The 16,998-nt window shown below is 37.9% G+C and carries 16 protein-coding genes, 1 tRNA gene, 1 rRNA gene and 1 pseudogene (1 of these 19 running past the window's edge); 9 read left to right on the top strand and 10 right to left on the bottom strand.

Annotated features, from left to right (window positions below):
• Positions 1-133 precede the first annotated feature (133 nt).
• The gene (locus R4Z09_RS24035) at positions 134-1,087 is read left to right on the top strand and encodes a GGDEF domain-containing protein (RefSeq protein ID WP_338449225.1); all 954 of its coding nucleotides are present in this window, start codon (positions 134-136) and stop codon (positions 1,085-1,087) included.
• Positions 1,088-1,154: 67 nt separating this feature from the next.
• Here R4Z09_RS24035 and R4Z09_RS24030 read toward each other — a convergent pair whose 3' ends face one another.
• The 4 genes and pseudogenes from R4Z09_RS24030 to R4Z09_RS24015 form a co-directional block, all read right to left on the bottom strand.
• Positions 1,155-1,916, bottom strand: coding sequence for an EAL domain-containing protein (locus R4Z09_RS24030; RefSeq protein ID WP_338449224.1), 762 nt, complete (start codon positions 1,914-1,916; stop codon positions 1,155-1,157).
• A gap of 361 nt (positions 1,917-2,277) precedes the next feature.
• A pseudogene (locus R4Z09_RS24025) lies at positions 2,278-2,667 on the bottom strand (tautomerase family protein).
• A gap of 178 nt (positions 2,668-2,845) precedes the next feature.
• On the bottom strand, positions 2,846-3,523 hold the full coding sequence (locus R4Z09_RS24020; protein ID WP_338449223.1) for an SOS response-associated peptidase: 678 nt from the start codon (positions 3,521-3,523) through the stop codon (positions 2,846-2,848).
• Positions 3,524-3,688: 165 nt separating this feature from the next.
• Entirely contained in the window at positions 3,689-4,630 is a 942-nt protein-coding gene (locus tag R4Z09_RS24015) for a MerR family transcriptional regulator (RefSeq protein WP_338449222.1), read from the bottom strand.
• Positions 4,631-4,994: 364 nt separating this feature from the next.
• Here R4Z09_RS24015 and R4Z09_RS24010 point away from each other — a divergent pair, with 364 nt between their 5' ends.
• From R4Z09_RS24010 to R4Z09_RS23995, 4 genes are all read left to right on the top strand, one after another.
• Positions 4,995-6,665 carry a formate--tetrahydrofolate ligase gene (locus R4Z09_RS24010; RefSeq protein WP_338449221.1) on the top strand — a complete coding sequence of 557 codons (1,671 nt, stop codon included), beginning with the start codon at positions 4,995-4,997 and terminating at the stop codon, positions 6,663-6,665.
• Between the two features lie 17 nt (positions 6,666-6,682).
• On the top strand, positions 6,683-7,540 hold the full coding sequence (locus tag R4Z09_RS24005; RefSeq protein ID WP_338449220.1) for a bifunctional 5,10-methylenetetrahydrofolate dehydrogenase/5,10-methenyltetrahydrofolate cyclohydrolase: 858 nt from the start codon (positions 6,683-6,685) through the stop codon (positions 7,538-7,540).
• A gap of 82 nt (positions 7,541-7,622) precedes the next feature.
• The gene (locus R4Z09_RS24000) at positions 7,623-8,249 is read left to right on the top strand and encodes a cyclodeaminase/cyclohydrolase family protein (protein ID WP_338449219.1); all 627 of its coding nucleotides are present in this window, start codon (positions 7,623-7,625) and stop codon (positions 8,247-8,249) included.
• Positions 8,250-8,429: 180 nt separating this feature from the next.
• Positions 8,430-9,245: a formate/nitrite transporter family protein gene (locus R4Z09_RS23995; RefSeq protein WP_338449218.1), complete on the top strand. Its 816-nt coding sequence runs from the start codon at positions 8,430-8,432 to the stop codon at positions 9,243-9,245.
• 113 nt (positions 9,246-9,358) lie between these two features.
• Here the strand turns inward: R4Z09_RS23995 and R4Z09_RS23990 are convergent, their stop codons facing one another.
• The 3 genes from R4Z09_RS23990 to R4Z09_RS23980 form a co-directional block, all read right to left on the bottom strand.
• Entirely contained in the window at positions 9,359-9,646 is a 288-nt protein-coding gene (locus R4Z09_RS23990) for a hypothetical protein (protein WP_338449217.1), read from the bottom strand.
• 288 nt (positions 9,647-9,934) lie between these two features.
• Entirely contained in the window at positions 9,935-10,483 is a 549-nt protein-coding gene (locus R4Z09_RS23985; RefSeq protein ID WP_338449216.1) for a DUF2179 domain-containing protein, read from the bottom strand.
• Between the two features lie 223 nt (positions 10,484-10,706).
• Positions 10,707-10,880, bottom strand: coding sequence for a hypothetical protein (locus R4Z09_RS23980; protein WP_338449215.1), 174 nt, complete (start codon positions 10,878-10,880; stop codon positions 10,707-10,709).
• 196 nt (positions 10,881-11,076) lie between these two features.
• On the opposite strand from R4Z09_RS23980, the gene aroD reads away from it, so the two are divergent.
• Both aroD and R4Z09_RS23970 read left to right on the top strand, forming a co-directional pair.
• Positions 11,077-11,841 (top strand): type I 3-dehydroquinate dehydratase, encoded by a 765-nt coding sequence (aroD, locus tag R4Z09_RS23975; RefSeq protein ID WP_338449214.1) that lies wholly within the window; start codon positions 11,077-11,079, stop codon positions 11,839-11,841.
• A gap of 582 nt (positions 11,842-12,423) precedes the next feature.
• A complete protein-coding gene (locus R4Z09_RS23970) occupies positions 12,424-13,068 on the top strand; it encodes a transcriptional regulator (RefSeq protein ID WP_338449213.1) in 645 nt (214 codons plus the stop codon).
• A gap of 274 nt (positions 13,069-13,342) precedes the next feature.
• Here the strand turns inward: R4Z09_RS23970 and R4Z09_RS23965 are convergent.
• Together R4Z09_RS23965 and R4Z09_RS23960 are read right to left on the bottom strand one after the other, a co-directional pair.
• Positions 13,343-13,415: transfer RNA gene (locus tag R4Z09_RS23965), tRNA-Ala, on the bottom strand.
• 104 nt (positions 13,416-13,519) lie between these two features.
• Positions 13,520-14,206 (bottom strand): MgtC/SapB family protein, encoded by a 687-nt coding sequence (locus R4Z09_RS23960; protein WP_338453344.1) that lies wholly within the window; start codon positions 14,204-14,206, stop codon positions 13,520-13,522.
• Between the two features lie 167 nt (positions 14,207-14,373).
• On the opposite strand from R4Z09_RS23960, the gene R4Z09_RS23955 reads away from it, so the two are divergent.
• The gene (locus R4Z09_RS23955) at positions 14,374-15,282 is read left to right on the top strand and encodes a DMT family transporter (RefSeq protein ID WP_338449212.1); all 909 of its coding nucleotides are present in this window, start codon (positions 14,374-14,376) and stop codon (positions 15,280-15,282) included.
• A 76-nt stretch (positions 15,283-15,358) separates the two neighbouring features.
• Here the strand turns inward: R4Z09_RS23955 and R4Z09_RS23950 are convergent, their stop codons facing one another.
• Positions 15,359-15,535, bottom strand: coding sequence for a hypothetical protein (locus R4Z09_RS23950; RefSeq protein ID WP_338449211.1), 177 nt, complete (start codon positions 15,533-15,535; stop codon positions 15,359-15,361).
• A 340-nt stretch (positions 15,536-15,875) separates the two neighbouring features.
• Here R4Z09_RS23950 and R4Z09_RS23945 point away from each other — a divergent pair.
• Positions 15,876-16,998: ribosomal RNA gene (locus tag R4Z09_RS23945) — 16S ribosomal RNA — on the top strand (it continues 427 nt past the right edge of the window).

Here is a 16,998-nt window from a genome sequence, read left to right as displayed (position 1 = left end):
TTAGAAGTAAGAGTTGATCGTTATTTGAAGAGAACCTCGGGAAATGTATTTATTAATTATGATTCGTAGTTTAATAAGTTTAAAAGGTGAAAATGAATAGAATTAAAACAATAATGAAAATGAAGGTGTCAAAATGTCTATAGTCATTGGAGATATTGCTAAGGAATGTATCACCGTGGATCCTTCAACTAAATGTCAGAACGTATATTCCATGTTTGAAGAAAAAACAGCTTTAGAAGGCATTGTTGTTGTTTCGGAGGAAAAACCGATTGGATTAGTTATGAAAACACACTTTTTTCAAAAGTTGTCTACAAAATACGGATTTGATCTTTTTATGAATCGCCATATTGACCTTGTTATGGGAGATGAATTATTAATTGTTGACTATTCTATTCCAATCACTGAAGTCAGTTCGCTGGCAATGAATCGAAAACAAGAAAACCTTTATGACCTTGTTATTGTCACAAAGCAGAATCATATGTATGGAGCCGTTAGTATTCGGGAATTAATCATGAAATTATCCGAACTGCAAATAAGAATTGCCCGCTACTCCAATCCATTAAGCGGTTTACCAGGCAATAATGTAATTGCAGAAACATTACAAGAGGTTATAACTTACAAAAGGTTTAGCGTTTTCTATATTGATATTGATTCGTTTAAATTTTTTAATGATACTTTCGGATTTAGAGAAGGCGATGAAATTATAAAAGAGACAGCAGTCATTATTTCAGATACGATTCAAACTACGGATAATGAGCCATCTTTTATTGGACACATAGGCGGCGACGATTTTATTGCTGTTATTCCCCATTATCATTATGAAGAATTATGTAAGGAAATCATCTTTCGTTTTGATCGATACATAATGCGGTTTTATACAGAGGAAGAAATTGAAAGAGGTTATGTCCAAGGGATTAATAGGCAGGGAATTCTTGATAATGTTCCGCTTGTAAGCATTTCGATTGCAGTCGTTCATAATAAACAATATCCAATTACATCAATTGAGCAACTTAGCCGGGAAGCGGCAAAAATAAAAAAAAGATGTAAAAACATAACGAAAAGTACGTTTCTTGCCTTAACTGAATAGCGATATTGCCTATTAAGAATAGGATAAATAATGGATAGTATAAAAACCTTGTGGTATGACAAAGTTTTTATACTATTCTTCTTTGAAAAGCTGGATTTACTGTTGGAATACATCCATCTTTTAGATGTTCCATAGGTTTTCCAAGTGCATATCCCTGGCCCAAATGAATGCCCAGGCATTTTAAGAATCTAAGCTCTGAAAGGGTCTCAATGCCTTCCGCAATAATCGTGGTATCTGATTTTAGGGCGAATTTCAAAAGAAGTTCTACTATATGTTGTTTTTCAGAATGTTTATCAATATCTCGTATAAGCGATTTATCTAACTTAATAAATTCTGGTTTAACACTTACAAGGGTTTGTAAGCTATTGTAGCCAGTACCTGCATCATCAACAGCAATTCTGAAGCCTTGATTTCGATAGTGTTCAATCATTTTCTCAAATTGGACTCTATTTAAAACTGCCTCCTTCTCAGTAAGCTCTAAAACAATTTGATAAGGGGAGAGCTTATGTTTTGCCAATAATTCGAGCGTTATACCGCTTTGATAGGAGGGGTCGGCCAAGACCTGAGACTGTATATTAATGAAGACCAAATGATCTTTGTGCCCTTGTGAGGTCTTTATTTGTTCCGCAAATCTTTCAAATGAAAGGTTTCTTAAAAATCGTTCAACCATAAAAACCTCACTGCTGCTGCTAACATAATCATAAAATTGCTCAGTATTAGGGAAAGATGATGATGTTTCAGGTCGGTTAAGGACTTCAAAACCAATGGTGGAACCTGTTTCAAGTGATACGATCGGTTGAAAAAAAGTGTAAATTCTTTCTTTCTCCATGAGTACTTCAAGTTCTTTTTGCCTATTAAATTCTTCATAAAGTTATTCCATCTTGAGTGTAAAAAATGAAAAAAGTGAATAAGATTAAGCATTTTATTTTGCATTACATATCACCTGTGTTGGATTATGTCGAAATCTAATTTTAATTATAGAGCTAAAAGTCCATTTCTTCTGCTAAGTTTTTGTAAAGCTTATGTAAATTAAATAAAGCTGATGAAGACTTTATGTTGAGCAAAAAAGCCAAGAGAAGAAGGTTCTCTTGGCTTTTTTTAAAAATTAATTGGGGAACATAATCTTTGTGGGAAGATAGAAAGTATGATCAATGAAAAAAATCAAAAATCAAAAATTATTTTGAAAAAAATTATAATTTGCCGGTTAGAAATTGTGCTTCACCAAGACCAAAGCTCCAATCCGCATTTCCGTTTTCAGTAATCGAAATCATGACATCCGTCGGCTTTATCCCGCATTGAGCTTCTAACTCATCAACCAAACGCTGATAAAAATATTGTTTTTGTTCTTCCGTTCTTGTTTTGCTGGTAATGCTGATAATGACGAGATCATTACTTCTCTCGAATCCTAAACCGGTATCCTCAATAATTAATTCATGTGCAGGATGCTGATGCACAATCTGTTAGCGGTCTCTTACAGGTACCTGAAACGCATCTACAACTACCACATGTGTTACATCTAATAATTTTCTTAATGTTTCCTTATCTCTTCCTTCAATAACATCAAATCGCAGTAATGGCATGTGAAATCCTCCTATTATAATAATTTTTTCTTGTAAGAATTCTTTATTTATTATTTGAGAATAGCATATCAAATAATCGAAATTTAATCAATATATTACCAATAGTTGATCGTAAGGCGATTAGATTTTTATAAACAAAAAAGAGGCGGTTCTTTTACGAATCCGCCTCTTCGTGCTGTTAACAAATTTTCTGGATTAATTGTGGGGAATTATTCTTGGGGGAGTTAACTAAGTTTGAGACCTCATAGGTTTCGATAAATTCCTCTGGAAGCGGTTTTAACAATCGATTCAATTCCTGTAGGTCATGAATGGAAGGATCTAACCATGTTTGTTCATCCTCTCTTTTAAGAATGACAGGCATTCGGTCATGAATATCCTTGACAATTTCATTTGGTGTAGTCGTTATGACGGTGCAGGAATAAATCATCTTTCCTTCAGGGGATTTCCAGCGTTCCCACAGTCCTGCCATCGCAAAAAGTTCATCTGATTTCAACTTAATTCGCATGGGTACTTTGTTCTTTTGATCTTGCCGTTTCCATTCATAGAAACTATCCGCTATAACTAAACAACGTCTTTTTTTATAGGCATCACGAAAACTTGGTTTTTCAGCTAACGTTTCTGCCCGTGCATTTATAAGCTTAAAGCCGATTTTCTCGTCCTTTGCCCAAGAGGGAATTAACCCCCATTTTAAATGGCCTAAACGATTGCGGCTGCCATCATTAATTACAGATAGAACAGAGTGAGAGGGGGCTATATTGTAGCTTGCATCATATAACTCCTCTTCAATCGCTGCCTCAATGGCAAAACGATCAATAATTTCTGAAAAATCGGCAGATAGAGTAAATCTTCCGCACATGAACATCACCTCGTACCTTAGATACGAATATTGTAGCAACTTTTGATAGGGAAAATCAAAAATCTTAGGAATGGATAGAAATAGTGCATCACATAAATTTTTTTCGGGGCTGTTCCAAAGAAATCGTATTTATTTGGAACAGCCCCAGCGTTTTAGATGATTAAATCACGACCAAGGCTTCCACCATTTTTTCTGCTGTTTCTTGGAAGCCGCAACTTCTCGATAGGTGGATATCATTTCTTGAAAGATTTCTTCTCTTTTTTGGACTTCCTCCTGTGATTGCTTAAGTTCATTGATTGACTCGATTAAGTAATCCTGCTGGACATCAAAGAATTGAGATACATTTCTCATTTCATCTTTCGCTTCATTAACCTTCTTTGACACTGTCTCAAACAGCTTCTGATTCTCTCTTTCCGCCATTTTTGTAGAGGCATTGATGCGTTTCGCAATCCTTTCGTAAGTTGATTCCGAACCTTTCAGAATGTCATAGGAAAGGGTTCCGTATGTTTCGGAAGTCTTTTCTGAAGCTCTCGTAATTGCATTTGTAATTTCTTCCACTTCAGCTTTTCTTCTATCATTTGATCTTTGGATTGACTTTGAAATTTCTTTTACGGTCACGAGGGAGGAATTTGAAAGTTCATTTTTCATATCATCGAGTAAATCATTTTTGTTACGTTTCATTTCATACTTAATCTCATGTTTGATTTCGTTCAACAAATCCTGTTTGAAGGTCTCCATCGCTTTTTGAAAGGCTTCTAGATTCGATGGCTCGAGTTCATTTTCCGGTGCAGGTTCGATATCTTGTGCTGTTTGAGGCTGGAAGGCTACTTCGAATGTATCGGAAGCAGGTTCCGATTCTTGCTTTAGATATTTTTCTAATAATGTCCGAATCATTCCTTTTGGTACATTTTGCTCCCGCATTTCTTTTACTTTATTTAAAATTTTAATTTCATGCTCTGTATAATAACGGGCACCCTGCTGTGTGCGTGGAATCTTGAGGAGCCCGTTTAAGTCTTTTTCCCATTGTCTAATGGTTCCAGTTGGAATATTTAAGATTTGAGAAACCTCTTTTATTGAATAAGCTCGTAATAATTGTCTGTTATTCATTTTTCCATTCCTTTCTGGCAAATTAATTTGGTTTTACATATATTCTTTCTTGTGACTATTGTTTTCCTGCCATATGACAAAAGCTATCAAAAGAAGATGGGATTCAACAAAAGGAACATAAGTTTTCTGATTATTATTATTTTTATCGATTTTTCATGAAACTGTAGAGTACGTTATTGACATTTGATAAAATTCTAATAAATATGATATTTGAGTATAGCTCAGGTAACGATCCTTATTCCTTAAAGGAATTTTTTTTTGTTGCAAATCTCAATAACCTTATTCATGAAAACTGTACATAATAAGGTACGACACTTGATTAGCACACATTTGATAAAATCATTGAGACTTGAGGAGAGGTTTTATGAAAACAGATGTTCAGATTGCACAGGAAGCTTCGGTAAGACCAATAAGTGAAATAGCAGAATACCTTGGAATAACGGATGAGGAATATGAGCTATATGGAAAATATAAAGCCAAAGTATCACTGGGTGTATTGGAACGCCTTGAAAACAAACCCGACGGGAAACTAATCCTTGTGACAGCTATTAATCCCACTCCAGCAGGGGAAGGAAAGACAACGGTAAATGTCGGACTTTCGATGGGATTAAATCAAATTGGTAAAAAAACCATTACAGCTTTAAGAGAACCATCACTTGGTCCTGTATTTGGGATAAAGGGTGGTGCAGCAGGGGGCGGCTATGCCCAAGTGGTGCCAATGGAAGATATTAATCTTCATTTTACAGGTGATTTTCATGCCATAACCTCTGCGCATAATCTACTTGCAGCCATGCTGGATAATCACATCCATCAGGGAAATACCCTAAACATTAATCCGAAAAGGGTTGTCTGGAAACGAGTACTTGACATGAATGACCGTGCCCTTAGAAATATTATCATTGGGCTTGGCGGTACCGGTGATGGATTTATCAGACAGAGCGGCTTTGATATTACAGTCGCTTCAGAAGTGATGGCTATTCTGTGTTTGGCAAACAGTTTTAGCGATTTAAAGGAAAGGCTTTCTCGAATGGTTGTGGCTTATACATTTGATGGAAATGCTGTCACTGCCGGTGATCTAAAAGCAACAGGGGCAATGACCCTATTATTGAAGGATGCGATTAAACCAAATTTAGTGCAAACGCTGGAAAATACGCCAGCCTTTATACATGGCGGCCCGTTTGCTAACATTGCCCATGGATGTAATTCTGTTATGGCTACAAAAATTGGTTTAAAATTGGCTGATTATGTTGTCACAGAAGCTGGATTTGGTGCCGACCTTGGTGCGGAGAAATTCTTCAATATCAAAAGCAGATTTGCTAAGTTAAAGCCGAATGCAGTAGTCGTTGTGGCTACGATTCGGGCTTTGAAGATGAATGGCGGCATTGCAAAAGATGAGCTGGACAATGAAAATGTAGCAGCATTAAACAAAGGTTTCGCTAACCTTGAAAGACATCTTCAAAATGTTAATAAATTTGGTGTACCGGCATTGGTAGCAATCAACAAGTTTCCTACCGATACCGAAGCTGAAATTGATTTATTAAAAGAAAGGTGCAGCGAAAAGGGAGTAGACGTCATTTTGACGGACGTTTATGCAAAAGGCGGAGCAGGAGCCATTGAACTAGCTGAAAAAGTGGTAGAAGTCTGTGAAACAAAACAATCACAGTATATGCCGCTATATGATACAGAACATTCAATTGTTGAAAAAATTACGACGATTGCAACTGAAATCTATAGGGCAGAACGAGTTGAGTTTACAGCCCAGGCTAAGCGGCAAATAAAAGAGATTGAAAAGCTGGGTCTTGATAAGATGCCGGTATGTATTGCGAAAACACAATACTCATTCTCTGATAATCCTGCCTTGCTGGGTGCTCCAACCGGATTTACGATCACGGTTAGAGAGATTAAAGTGAATGCAGGAGCAGGGTTTATTGTCGCAATAACAGGTTCGATTATGACTATGCCGGGTCTGCCGAAGGTTCCTGCTGCAAATGGGATGGATATTACGGAAGATGGAACCATTATCGGCCTTTCATAAAACAGAGGAGGTATTTTATGGGAATCAAACTAGCCGGAAAACCGGTTGTGGAATCATTAAGAGAAAATATTAAAGCAAGAATAGCGGTGTTGAGCGAAAAACAGATTACGCCCACATTGTTATTAATTAGAGTCGGGGAACGTGAGGACGATATTTGGTATGAAAGAAGTATCTTAAAAAACTGTGACCTGCTCGGCATTCAATGCCAGGTAAGAGAGTTGCGAGTAGATGTGTCTATGGAAGAACTAAAGAAGGTATTCCATGAAGAAAATAATAACCCAAATGTCCATGGAATTATGATTTTCAGGCCGCTTCCAGAGCAGCTTGACGCGGAAGAAATTCGAAATTTAATTGATCCCGCTAAAGACATTGATTGCATGTCGCCTGTAAATCTAGAAAAGGTATTTGAAGGGAACAGCAATGGGTTTGCGCCATGTACGCCAAAAGCAGTGATTGAACTGTTAAAGCATTATGACATTCCGTTAAAAGGAGCAAGTGTTGTTGTTGCGGGCAGGAGTCTCGTCGTTGGCAAGCCGCTTGCGATGCTTCTTTTAGATGAAAATGCAACTGTAACGATCTGTCACTCGAGAACGAAGGATATGCCTGCAGTGACCGGTAAGGCAGATATAGTGGTTGCTGCCATTGGCAAAGCCAAATTTATGACAGAAGAGTATTTCAGCGAAGGGCAGATTGTTGTGGATGTCGGAATTAATGATGACGGCACTGGGAAAATTGCCGGTGATGTTGATTATGATTCGGTTTTTGAAAAGGTAAAAGCCATTACGCCGGCTACAGGCGGAATTGGCTTGATTACCACAACGATTTTGCTCAATCATGTTGTACAGGCTTGTGAAAATATAACGAATGGGAATTAAGAGCAAAGTCCAGTATAAATAAAAGTTCTAAAGGAGGCAGATGCTGATTTGTCTTCCTTACTATTTGATCGGAGGAGTTACTTTGTTAGAAAAAAGCAGCAATGAATTTATTCAGGAGCTATCATCAAAGGCGCCTGTCCCTGGAGGCGGCGGTGCTTCAGCATATGTCGGTGCCCTTGGAATGGCGCTGGGAAGTATGGTTGGCAATCTGACGGTTGGAAAAAAGAAGTATAAGGATGTTGAAGCGGATATTATTGAGCTTCTGCAAAAGTCTGAAGCGATTATTCATAACCTAAAAAGCTTAGTCAGTAAGGATGCGGAAGTATTTTATCCATTATCACAAGCCTATGGAATGCCATCAGGTACGGAAGAGGAAAAAAAGAAGAAAGACGAAGTTTTACAGGCAGCCCTTGTGGATGCAACGATGGTACCGCTTGACATTGCAAGAAATTGCTTAGAAGCGATCCATCTACATGAGGAATATGCCAAAAAAGGCACACGCATTGCTATTAGTGATGTTGGGGTAGGGGTCATTTTTTGCAAAGCTGCCCTCCAAGGTGCTAAATTGAATGTCTTAATTAATACGAAGATCATGAAAGATGCCGAGCTGAAAAATAAGGTTGAAGGTGAACTAGCCGAAATAGAGAGAATTGGAATGGCAAAGGCAGATCGAATTTTTGCCGATGTTGAAAAAATGCTAAAGTCTTAATGTTAAGAGTGTCAGGCACCGCAGGATAAATGCGGTGCCTGACACTTTTTTTACAGATAAATAACATGTAAATTGTAATAAATCAAGAATGTGAAAAGACACACTTTTGTCATTGCCTTTAGAAGGAGGAGTATGTTAATTTCACTCTGTTGGGTTAAGCAACGAAAGGGTGGATAATACATGGGTTATTATAGTCCTAAGGAAATCGCTGATATTTCTATTAAAAAAGGAACAGAAAAAGCAGATACATCGTATCTGTCAATGGCTGTCTTAGGGTTTTTAGGCGGAGCTTTTATCTCACTTGGATATTTAGCATACATTCGCGTAACCGGAACAATGCCACAAGAATGGGGAAGCCTTGTAACGCTTGTAGGTGCAGCTGTGTTCCCGGTTGGGCTTATTTTAGTTTTAATAGGCGGTGGGGAATTACTTACAGGCAATATGATGGCGGTAGCAATGGCATTCTTCGCAAAGAAAATCAAATTTTCCCAATTACTGCGTAACTGGCTTCTAATCGCTTTATTTAATTTACTCGGTGCATTATTTGTTGCATACTTTTTTGGACATTTCGTTGGGTTAACGGAAGGTGCCTTTTTGGAAAAGACTGTTCACACGGCTGAAATGAAAGTAAACGATCCATTCTGGGTAGCGTTGGTTTCCGGAGTCGGATGTAACTGGCTTGTGGGAATTGCTGTGTGGTTATGTTATGGGGCAAAGGATATTGCCGGTAAAATATTAGGAATCTGGTTCCCGGTTATGACTTTTGTCTTAATTGGATTTCAACACGTTGTAGCTAATATGTTTGTGATTCCGGCTGCCATCTTTGCTGGACACCTATCATGGTCAGATTTTTTACCTAATATCATTCCAGTATTTTTAGGAAATGCAGTGGGAGGAGCAGTATTTGTAAGTCTCCTGTATTTTCTAGCTTATAAAAAAGACGATGCTGGAAGTGGAACACTTTCTGTTAATAAGGATATCAAAAAAGCTGGATGATTGCTTTGTGACTGTTGGGAGGGGAAAGTAAGTCCTTTCGACAGTCTCTTGATTTATTGAAAAAAATAAGACGATACGAAAGCTTTCGTATCGTCTTTGTTTTATATATGATTTTAATTATTTACGACCTGCTTTACTTCTTCCCAATAGTATTGAACGGCTTCCTTACGGACAACCTCAGGGCATTCTACTTCATCAGCCCAATCATCATAATTGTTCTTTCCATTTAGATGTTGGATGTCTACGGAATAGTATTTATCTTTATATTTAAAAATAACTACAATCATTTCGTCAAAACCGGCATCATCGTTTCCAAGTTCCTGAACAAACTCTAGACCGTAATCAGGATCATTTCTTCTTTCTGCTACAGATTCTAAAATAACATTTTTAGGGAACTTCATTAATATTCTCTCCTTACTTTTTATCCCGATATTGACGGGTACTACTTTCTGTTCTGATCTGATCCATCAGAGGATGTCTTCTATATAGCGTATTTTAATACGTTACTAGACAAAAATAAATAAAAAATAAAAGAAAAAAGTGTCTAATTTGTGAAGGCAAAAGTTTACATTTTAAAAGCCATTGCCATCATTATTATAAGATTATTTTTCTCTTCTATGCAGCCGTTCATTTTTAGTATAAGACGGTTGTCTTTAATTGAGATGAAGTTTTATTGTTTTCTTGATATATCATTGCTGCTTCTTTGAATATTTTTTCATGGCTGCTTTTTTCATGCCTTTGACTAAATATCCGCCTTTGAAGCTTGTTGGTTCATAGGCAACCACAAAGGCCTTAGGTGCTTCTTCGTTTAAAATACTCATTAATTCCTTTTCTCTGCTTCTTTTTACAACAATATCAAGTCGATATCTTTTATTCCCTTCTCGGCCTTCGCCTTCAAACATGGTAACGCCAAAACCTTCGCTTCTCAACTTATCAATTAATTCATGATCATGGTCAAGTAAACTGACATTCACAGTACGGTATCCAATGGCTAATCTTCTCTCTAATAATCCTCCTAAAATGATTCCTCCTGAATAACCAACAGCGTATGCAACCATATTTAAGTAATTGGATAGGTCGGAAAAGATAATTCCTAAACTGATCACATATATTAAAGCCTCTGCTCCGCCTAGTAAAGAAGCTATATTAATTTCGCTTTTTACAAGAAATATCGTACGGAGTGTAGTAAGCGGAACCAGTACAAATTGCATTAATACGATTAAAAGTGCATCTAACATTAGGATCGCCTCTCAGTAAAAAATAGAAAATCTTATAACATTGAAATAATAACATAGAATTCATGTTAAGTAATTCAAATATAGTTAAAAGGGATCTTGTTAGTACTTTCTCGTATTGAAAAAAATATTCAGTATTACTGGTTTGCTTCTATATCAGATAGTATATAAGCGGCTTCAAGATGAAACCTCATTTTTAAGTTATGAGTAATTTTTTTCACTTACATTAACGTGTTATTTTATCAAATTGTTCAGCTATATCCTTGTAGGTACCTGAAGAAAGAATAAGGCCAGGATTTCCATCATAGCAATAACTGTGTGTCACCTCATGAGACAGATCAAATTCTACTAGATCATCATCTTTAAATTCAACATTACATTTTGGGCAGATTTTATCCATGGGACAGCCTCCTAATTACGTGTTTGTCCATATTTTAACATATATAATATTTAAATGTTTGAAAATTTAATGAAACAAAATTTAATAGCAGCTTAATGAAAAAATCGAAACTGACTGATTGCGTGAAGAATTAGAAAATAGTACTATTTTTACAAACACTATGAAGTTCCGAAAAACAGAGATGGAGTTGGAGAGCATGAAAAAAACAGTCGTAGTCAGGGGTATGACAATTGGTGAAGGGGTACCTAAAATATGTGTACCGATAGTAGGTGAAACGATTGCGCAGCTGGAGGACGAAGCGGCACTTCTAAAAAGTATCGATCTTGATGTTGTGGAGTGGCGCGTTGATTTTTATAAAGATGTGGAAGATATTGAAAAAGTGAAAGAAGCCTTAAAGAGGATCCGCGAGATTCTTTTGGACATGCCGCTTATTTTTACCTTTAGAAGTGCGAAAGAAGGCGGCGAAAAGGAAGTTAGTGCAGAGTATTATTTTAGGTTGAACAAAGAAATCTCGCAAACAGGTCTCGTTGACATTGTAGATGTGGAGTTGTTTCAAAATGAGCAGGAGATTAAATCGCTGATTGAAGTGGCGCACAAAAATAATGTATTTGTCATTATATCGAACCATGATTTCGATAAAACACCTGCCAAAGAGGAAATCATTTCTCGTTTGCGAAAAGCGCAGAAATTAGACGGTGATTTACCAAAGATAGCAGTAATGCCAAGGAATACAGCGGATGTTTTAACATTATTAGAAGCTACTAATGAGATGCACGAACAGTATGCCGATCGACCGATTATTACTATGTCGATGGCAGGGAAAGGGGTAATCAGCCGTTTGGCAGGGGAAGTATTTGGCTCTGCTTTAACATTTGGGGCCGCTAAAAAAGCCTCTGCACCCGGGCAGGTTCCTGTCGGTGAATTAAGGAATATATTAAATCTAATACATTCAGGCCTCTAAAAAGAAAAAACCTTGAGATTTCTCAAGGTTTTTGTCGTAATACTATAAATGGAGAATAGGGGGCTCGAACCCCTGACCTCAACGCTGCCAGCGCTGCGCTTCCGTGAAAACAATAGTTTCTAAAAGTAAATTCATTCAGTATAATATATAAGAAAGAATTGGCCTTCTACTTTTTAGGCGGACACAGGATCTCTTATTTCCACGCAAACCTCATTTTATTGTTGTAGGAGGACATATGATTCTTTATTTGGCATAAATCCTCAAACAATAAGAGACATTTTCCTTAATAACGGAATTGATGTCCATTCACCTCTTGAATTTTGCTTCTTTAACCTCGTTAGTGGAACCAATGTCCGCTTTCTACAACAATACCTTATCTTTTAGCGCTTGCTCCAAGTACGACGTTACTTAACTAACCTCTTTTATTGTAATTCATACTAATTTCACTTATGTCAGTTTTAAGGTTTTCATTTTCAAGTTCATTCTTCACCATGATTAGGATTACGGTTTAGACATTTATATTGAAATGGATTTTTATTTACTCATGTAAAAATATTAAACCGAAAGGGAAAGTGAATACAAATGTTAAAATTCGAACAAAAATACGAACATTGGCTTCAAGAGAAAATTTCCGAAGAGAAAAATCATAGGAGACGTGAGATCCTAGAAAAGGGGCTAGGTCATGGTACAGTTGAATTTCTCCGTTCGATTTGGTACCCTACTGTAGGGAATTTTGATCATTTATTTCCTGAATGGGAGGTGCGTGATTTCAACAATGGCTATCGTTACTTAGATCTTGCCTATAGGCCTGAGGATGCAAAAGGCTGTATTGAAATTCAGGGATACGGACCTCATGCAAGAGATCTTGATGTACAGCGATTTAAGGATTTGTGTTGGAGACATTCTTTATTAGCACTAGATGGATGGACTATATTACCAATTGCCTATTTATCGATTAAAGATGAACCCAAACGGTGTCAACAACTTATTCTTGCTTTTATTGGGAAATTCATCTCTACTGATACACCTTCACAATTATCTTGGGTTGAAGCAGAGGTTGTACGATTTGCACGCCGCCTACTTCGTCCGATCACTCCTCTTGAGGTTGCTAATCATTTAAGAATAAGTGACCGTCATGCAAGACGCATTTTACATACTATGGTTGATTTAGAAATTCTAAGTGTAGCCAGCGGTGTTCAGCGCTCGCGTGCATATAAACTCAGATGATGTTAAACCACACCTTATGCGGATATATGATTCCTTATTTCCATCAGACTCTTATCTTTGATGAAGTTATCGGACATACAATCCGTAAATAAGTGCAACTCCTCAAGAAACAGCTGTGATTTTCCACAATAGCGGAATCAATGTCTGCTTTCTTCTTGAAAACTCCTATTTAACAAAAATAGCGGTACGTATGTCCTCGAAATCAAAGGCAAGCATAAAAAAACAGTACCATCTCTCAGATAAGAAAGATGATGCTGTTTTTGACTAATATAGATGGAGAATAGGGGGCTCGAACCCCTGACCTCAACGCTGCCAGCGTTGCGCTCTCCCAGCTGAGCTAATCCCCCAAAGGGTTGTTACAAATGAAATTATAGCGGGAAACGGCAGTTGTTGCAAGAGGTTTTGTGATTTTTTAGTATAGAAATTTAAAGTTGACTAAAGGGATTGTAAGTTATTGCAGACCGCCGATCTCCGTTCTTATTACTCCATCAATACTGGAAACTTTATAGTACACATCAGTAATATTGCGACGGAAATCAACTGTGACCAAAAGTCTGATTACATGTTCTCCGCCTTTTAAATCTTCAATATGAATTTTCCTAATGGTAATCTTTTGCTGCTCAAAAGATTCTATAATAGAATCGAATTTATTTTTATCTTCAACTCTCAAATTGATATTAATTTCTTTCTGGCGTAATTGTCTCGGCCCCACCACACTGAAAAAAAAGGGAATGATTTCTACACTGATAATTAACAGGGCAACACCGGCAAGTGCCTCTACGTAATAACCAGCTCCTACGGCAATTCCTACTCCGGCAGCCCCCCATATAAGAGCAGCGGTTGTTAGTCCCGAGATGCTGTCATTTCCTCTACGTAAAATAACTCCGGCACCGAGAAAACCGATTCCGGAAACAATTTGGGCTGCGAGTCTAAGTGGATCCATTGTAATGTTTATCTGGTCATTATGAGGAAACTTATATGCGGATTCAATCGATACAATCGTTAATAAACAGCTAACAATCGAGATAACCAAGCAGGTTTTTAAACCAACCGGTTTTCGTTTTAGCTCTCTTTCCAGACCGATGATCATGCCTAAAATAGCTGAAATACCTAATTTTATGAATATATCTAGTTCCATATTGATCATAGTAATCGCTCTTTTCATTAGGTCTATTTTGATTGAGATTAGCTAATCAGAACTGAACTTCTAGTAAAAATATATCATAAATAATAATGTTGATATAATATTAAATATAATATTAAATATTATATTACTAGAATAATCAGTACTTAAAGGAGTAAAAGATGAATACACCGAAAATAAATCCATATATTGTCTTGCTGGTTGGCGTTATTAGCGTGTCGACTTCAGCAATATTAGTAAAATTAGCATCTGCACCATCAGGCATCATTGCGTTTTATCGCTTATTTTTTACTGTCCTTATCATGCTGCCTTTCTTCATTTATAAATATATGTCAGAGCTTAAACATATATCCAAAAAGGATTGGCTCTTTTCTGTTATTTCGGGTGTTTTTCTGGCTTTCCACTTTATATTATGGTTTGAATCCTTGCGCTATACTTCTGTGGCAAGCTCAACTGTATTAGTGACATTGCAGCCGTTGTTTGCCTTTATCGGTTCTTTTTTATTTTTTAAAGAAGTTTTTTCGGGAAAAGCAGTTTTATCATGTGTGCTGGCGATATGCGGGAGTGTCATGATTAGCTGGGGTGATTTTTATGTTAGTGGAACAGCATTATATGGAGATTTATTGGCACTGATTGCTTGTGCTCTTGTAACAATCTATCTAATGTTCGGGCAGACGGTACGAAAAAGAGTATCGATCATTACCTACACATTTGTTGTCTATTCAATAAGTGCTATGACATTGTTTGTGTATGTTTTGATAAAGGGAGAACCATTGTTCCCGTATACTTCAAGTGATTGGCTCTACTTTATTCTTCTAGCTGTCTTTCCAACCTTGTTAGGACACTCATTATTTAATTGGTCCTTAAAATGGCTGAACACTTCGACTATCTCAATGGCCATTTTATTTGAACCTGTAGGGGCGGCTATTTTAGCATATTTTCTATTTCAAGAAACGATCAATTGGACTCAAGCAATTGGCGGTATGATTGTAATTAGTGGAATCATGTTCTTCCTAGTAGATGAGAAGAAAATGAAGATTAAAATGAAACCAAATCAGATGCTAAAATAAAATGTATTATATAATGAAAGAAAGAGCCTAATATATTTTGCATAAAATGAAAAAGTCCCTTTAAGAGGGTCTTTTTTTAAGAAAATGCAAATGTTAATGCAGAAAAGATAAATGCGGAAACGGTTGTTAAGATAAATGTCCCGCCATAAACCTTATCGTCACTGTCAGCGATTTTAATTCCTTCAAAGTAGGCATATATAAATAGAAATACCGCCATGATGAATGATATGTAAAGTGCGATATACTGAAGCATGGTTCATCACCTTTCATAAATGAATAGAGTTACTAGAACTTATGTGTATTCGAATAACAATATGACTTTTTAGTACTCATGAAGAATTTTAACGAAAAATAACTAAAGATATTGCAAATACTAATTGCTCATGTTATATTAATACCTGTCCTCAAGAAATAGTTAAATTAATGAAAAAGTTTTAAAAACTGTTGACTTAATGTATGAGGGTATGGTATTTTAGAAAAGTCGCTTCTGTGGCAGCGTGAAAAATTGCTCTTTGAAAACTAAACAAACAAAAACGTCAACGTTAATTCTGGTTGCCATATGGCAACAAAACTAAGAGCTTAGTCAAACAATCTTATTGGAGAGTTTGATCCTGGCTCAGGACGAACGCTGGCGGCGTGCCTAATACATGCAAGTCGAGCGAATTTGCGGGAGCTTGCTCCCAAAAGTTAGCGGCGGACGGGTGAGTAACACGTGGGCAACCTGCCTGTAAGACTGGGATAACTTCGGGAAACCGGAGCTAATACCGGATAATTCTTTTCTACTCATGTAGGAAAGCTGAAAGGCGGCTTCGGCTGTCACTTACAGATGGGCCCGCGGCGCATTAGCTAGTTGGTGAGGTAACGGCTCACCAAGGCGACGATGCGTAGCCGACCTGAGAGGGTGATCGGCCACACTGGGACTGAGACACGGCCCAGACTCCTACGGGAGGCAGCAGTAGGGAATCTTCCGCAATGGACGAAAGTCTGACGGAGCAACGCCGCGTGAGTGATGAAGGTTTTCGGATCGTAAAACTCTGTTGTTAGGGAAGAACAAGTACGAGAGTAACTGCTCGTACCTTGACGGTACCTAACCAGAAAGCCACGGCTAACTACGTGCCAGCAGCCGCGGTAATACGTAGGTGGCAAGCGTTGTCCGGAATTATTGGGCGTAAAGCGCGCGCAGGCGGTTCCTTAAGTCTGATGTGAAAGCCCACGGCTCAACCGTGGAGGGTCATTGGAAACTGGGGGACTTGAGTGCAGAAGAGAAGAGTGGAATTCCACGTGTAGCGGTGAAATGCGTAGAGATGTGGAGGAACACCAGTGGCGAAGGCGACTCTTTGGTCTGTAACTGACGCTGAGGCGCGAAAGCGTGGGGAGCAAACAGGATTAGATACCCTGGTAGTCCACGCCGTAAACGATGAGTGCTAAGTGTTAGAGGGTTTCCGCCCTTTAGTGCTGCAGCAAACGCATTAAGCACTCCGCCTGGGGAGTACGGCCGCAAGGCTGAAACTCAAAGGAATTGACGGGGACCCGCACAAGCGGTGGAGCATGTGGTTTAATTCGAAGCAACGCGAAGAACCTTACCAGGTCTTGACATCCTCTGACAATCCTAGAGATAGGACCTTCCCCTTCGGGGGACAGAGTGACAGGTGGTGCATGGTTGTCGTCAGCTCGTGTCGTGAGATGTTGGGTTAAGTCCCGCAACGAGCGCAACCC

The organism is Niallia oryzisoli, assembly GCF_036670025.1.
Lineage (GTDB): Bacteria > Bacillota > Bacilli > Bacillales > Cytobacillaceae > Bacillus_BD > Bacillus_BD oryzisoli.
The sequence above is the reverse complement of the archived record's forward strand: the minus strand, read 5'-3'. Positions and strand labels throughout refer to the sequence as shown.

Coding starts and splice junctions, on each gene's coding strand:
- R4Z09_RS24035 (WP_338449225.1), top strand. CDS start 134: ATGTCTATAGTCATTGGAGATATTGCTAAGGAATGTATCACCGTGGAT.
- R4Z09_RS24030 (WP_338449224.1), bottom strand. CDS start 1,916: ATGGAGAAAGAAAGAATTTACACTTTTTTTCAACCGATCGTATCACTT.
- R4Z09_RS24020 (WP_338449223.1), bottom strand. CDS start 3,523: ATGTGCGGAAGATTTACTCTATCTGCCGATTTTTCAGAAATTATTGAT.
- R4Z09_RS24015 (WP_338449222.1), bottom strand. CDS start 4,630: ATGAATAACAGACAATTATTACGAGCTTATTCAATAAAAGAGGTTTCT.
- R4Z09_RS24010 (WP_338449221.1), top strand. CDS start 4,995: ATGAAAACAGATGTTCAGATTGCACAGGAAGCTTCGGTAAGACCAATA.
- R4Z09_RS24005 (WP_338449220.1), top strand. CDS start 6,683: ATGGGAATCAAACTAGCCGGAAAACCGGTTGTGGAATCATTAAGAGAA.
- R4Z09_RS23995 (WP_338449218.1), top strand. CDS start 8,430: ATGGGTTATTATAGTCCTAAGGAAATCGCTGATATTTCTATTAAAAAA.
- R4Z09_RS23990 (WP_338449217.1), bottom strand. CDS start 9,646: ATGAAGTTCCCTAAAAATGTTATTTTAGAATCTGTAGCAGAAAGAAGA.
- R4Z09_RS23985 (WP_338449216.1), bottom strand. CDS start 10,483: ATGTTAGATGCACTTTTAATCGTATTAATGCAATTTGTACTGGTTCCG.
- R4Z09_RS23980 (WP_338449215.1), bottom strand. CDS start 10,880: ATGGATAAAATCTGCCCAAAATGTAATGTTGAATTTAAAGATGATGAT.
- aroD (WP_338449214.1), top strand. CDS start 11,077: ATGAAAAAAACAGTCGTAGTCAGGGGTATGACAATTGGTGAAGGGGTA.
- R4Z09_RS23970 (WP_338449213.1), top strand. CDS start 12,424: ATGTTAAAATTCGAACAAAAATACGAACATTGGCTTCAAGAGAAAATT.
- R4Z09_RS23960 (WP_338453344.1), bottom strand. CDS start 14,206: ATGGAACTAGATATATTCATAAAATTAGGTATTTCAGCTATTTTAGGC.
- R4Z09_RS23955 (WP_338449212.1), top strand. CDS start 14,374: ATGAATACACCGAAAATAAATCCATATATTGTCTTGCTGGTTGGCGTT.
- R4Z09_RS23950 (WP_338449211.1), bottom strand. CDS start 15,535: ATGCTTCAGTATATCGCACTTTACATATCATTCATCATGGCGGTATTT.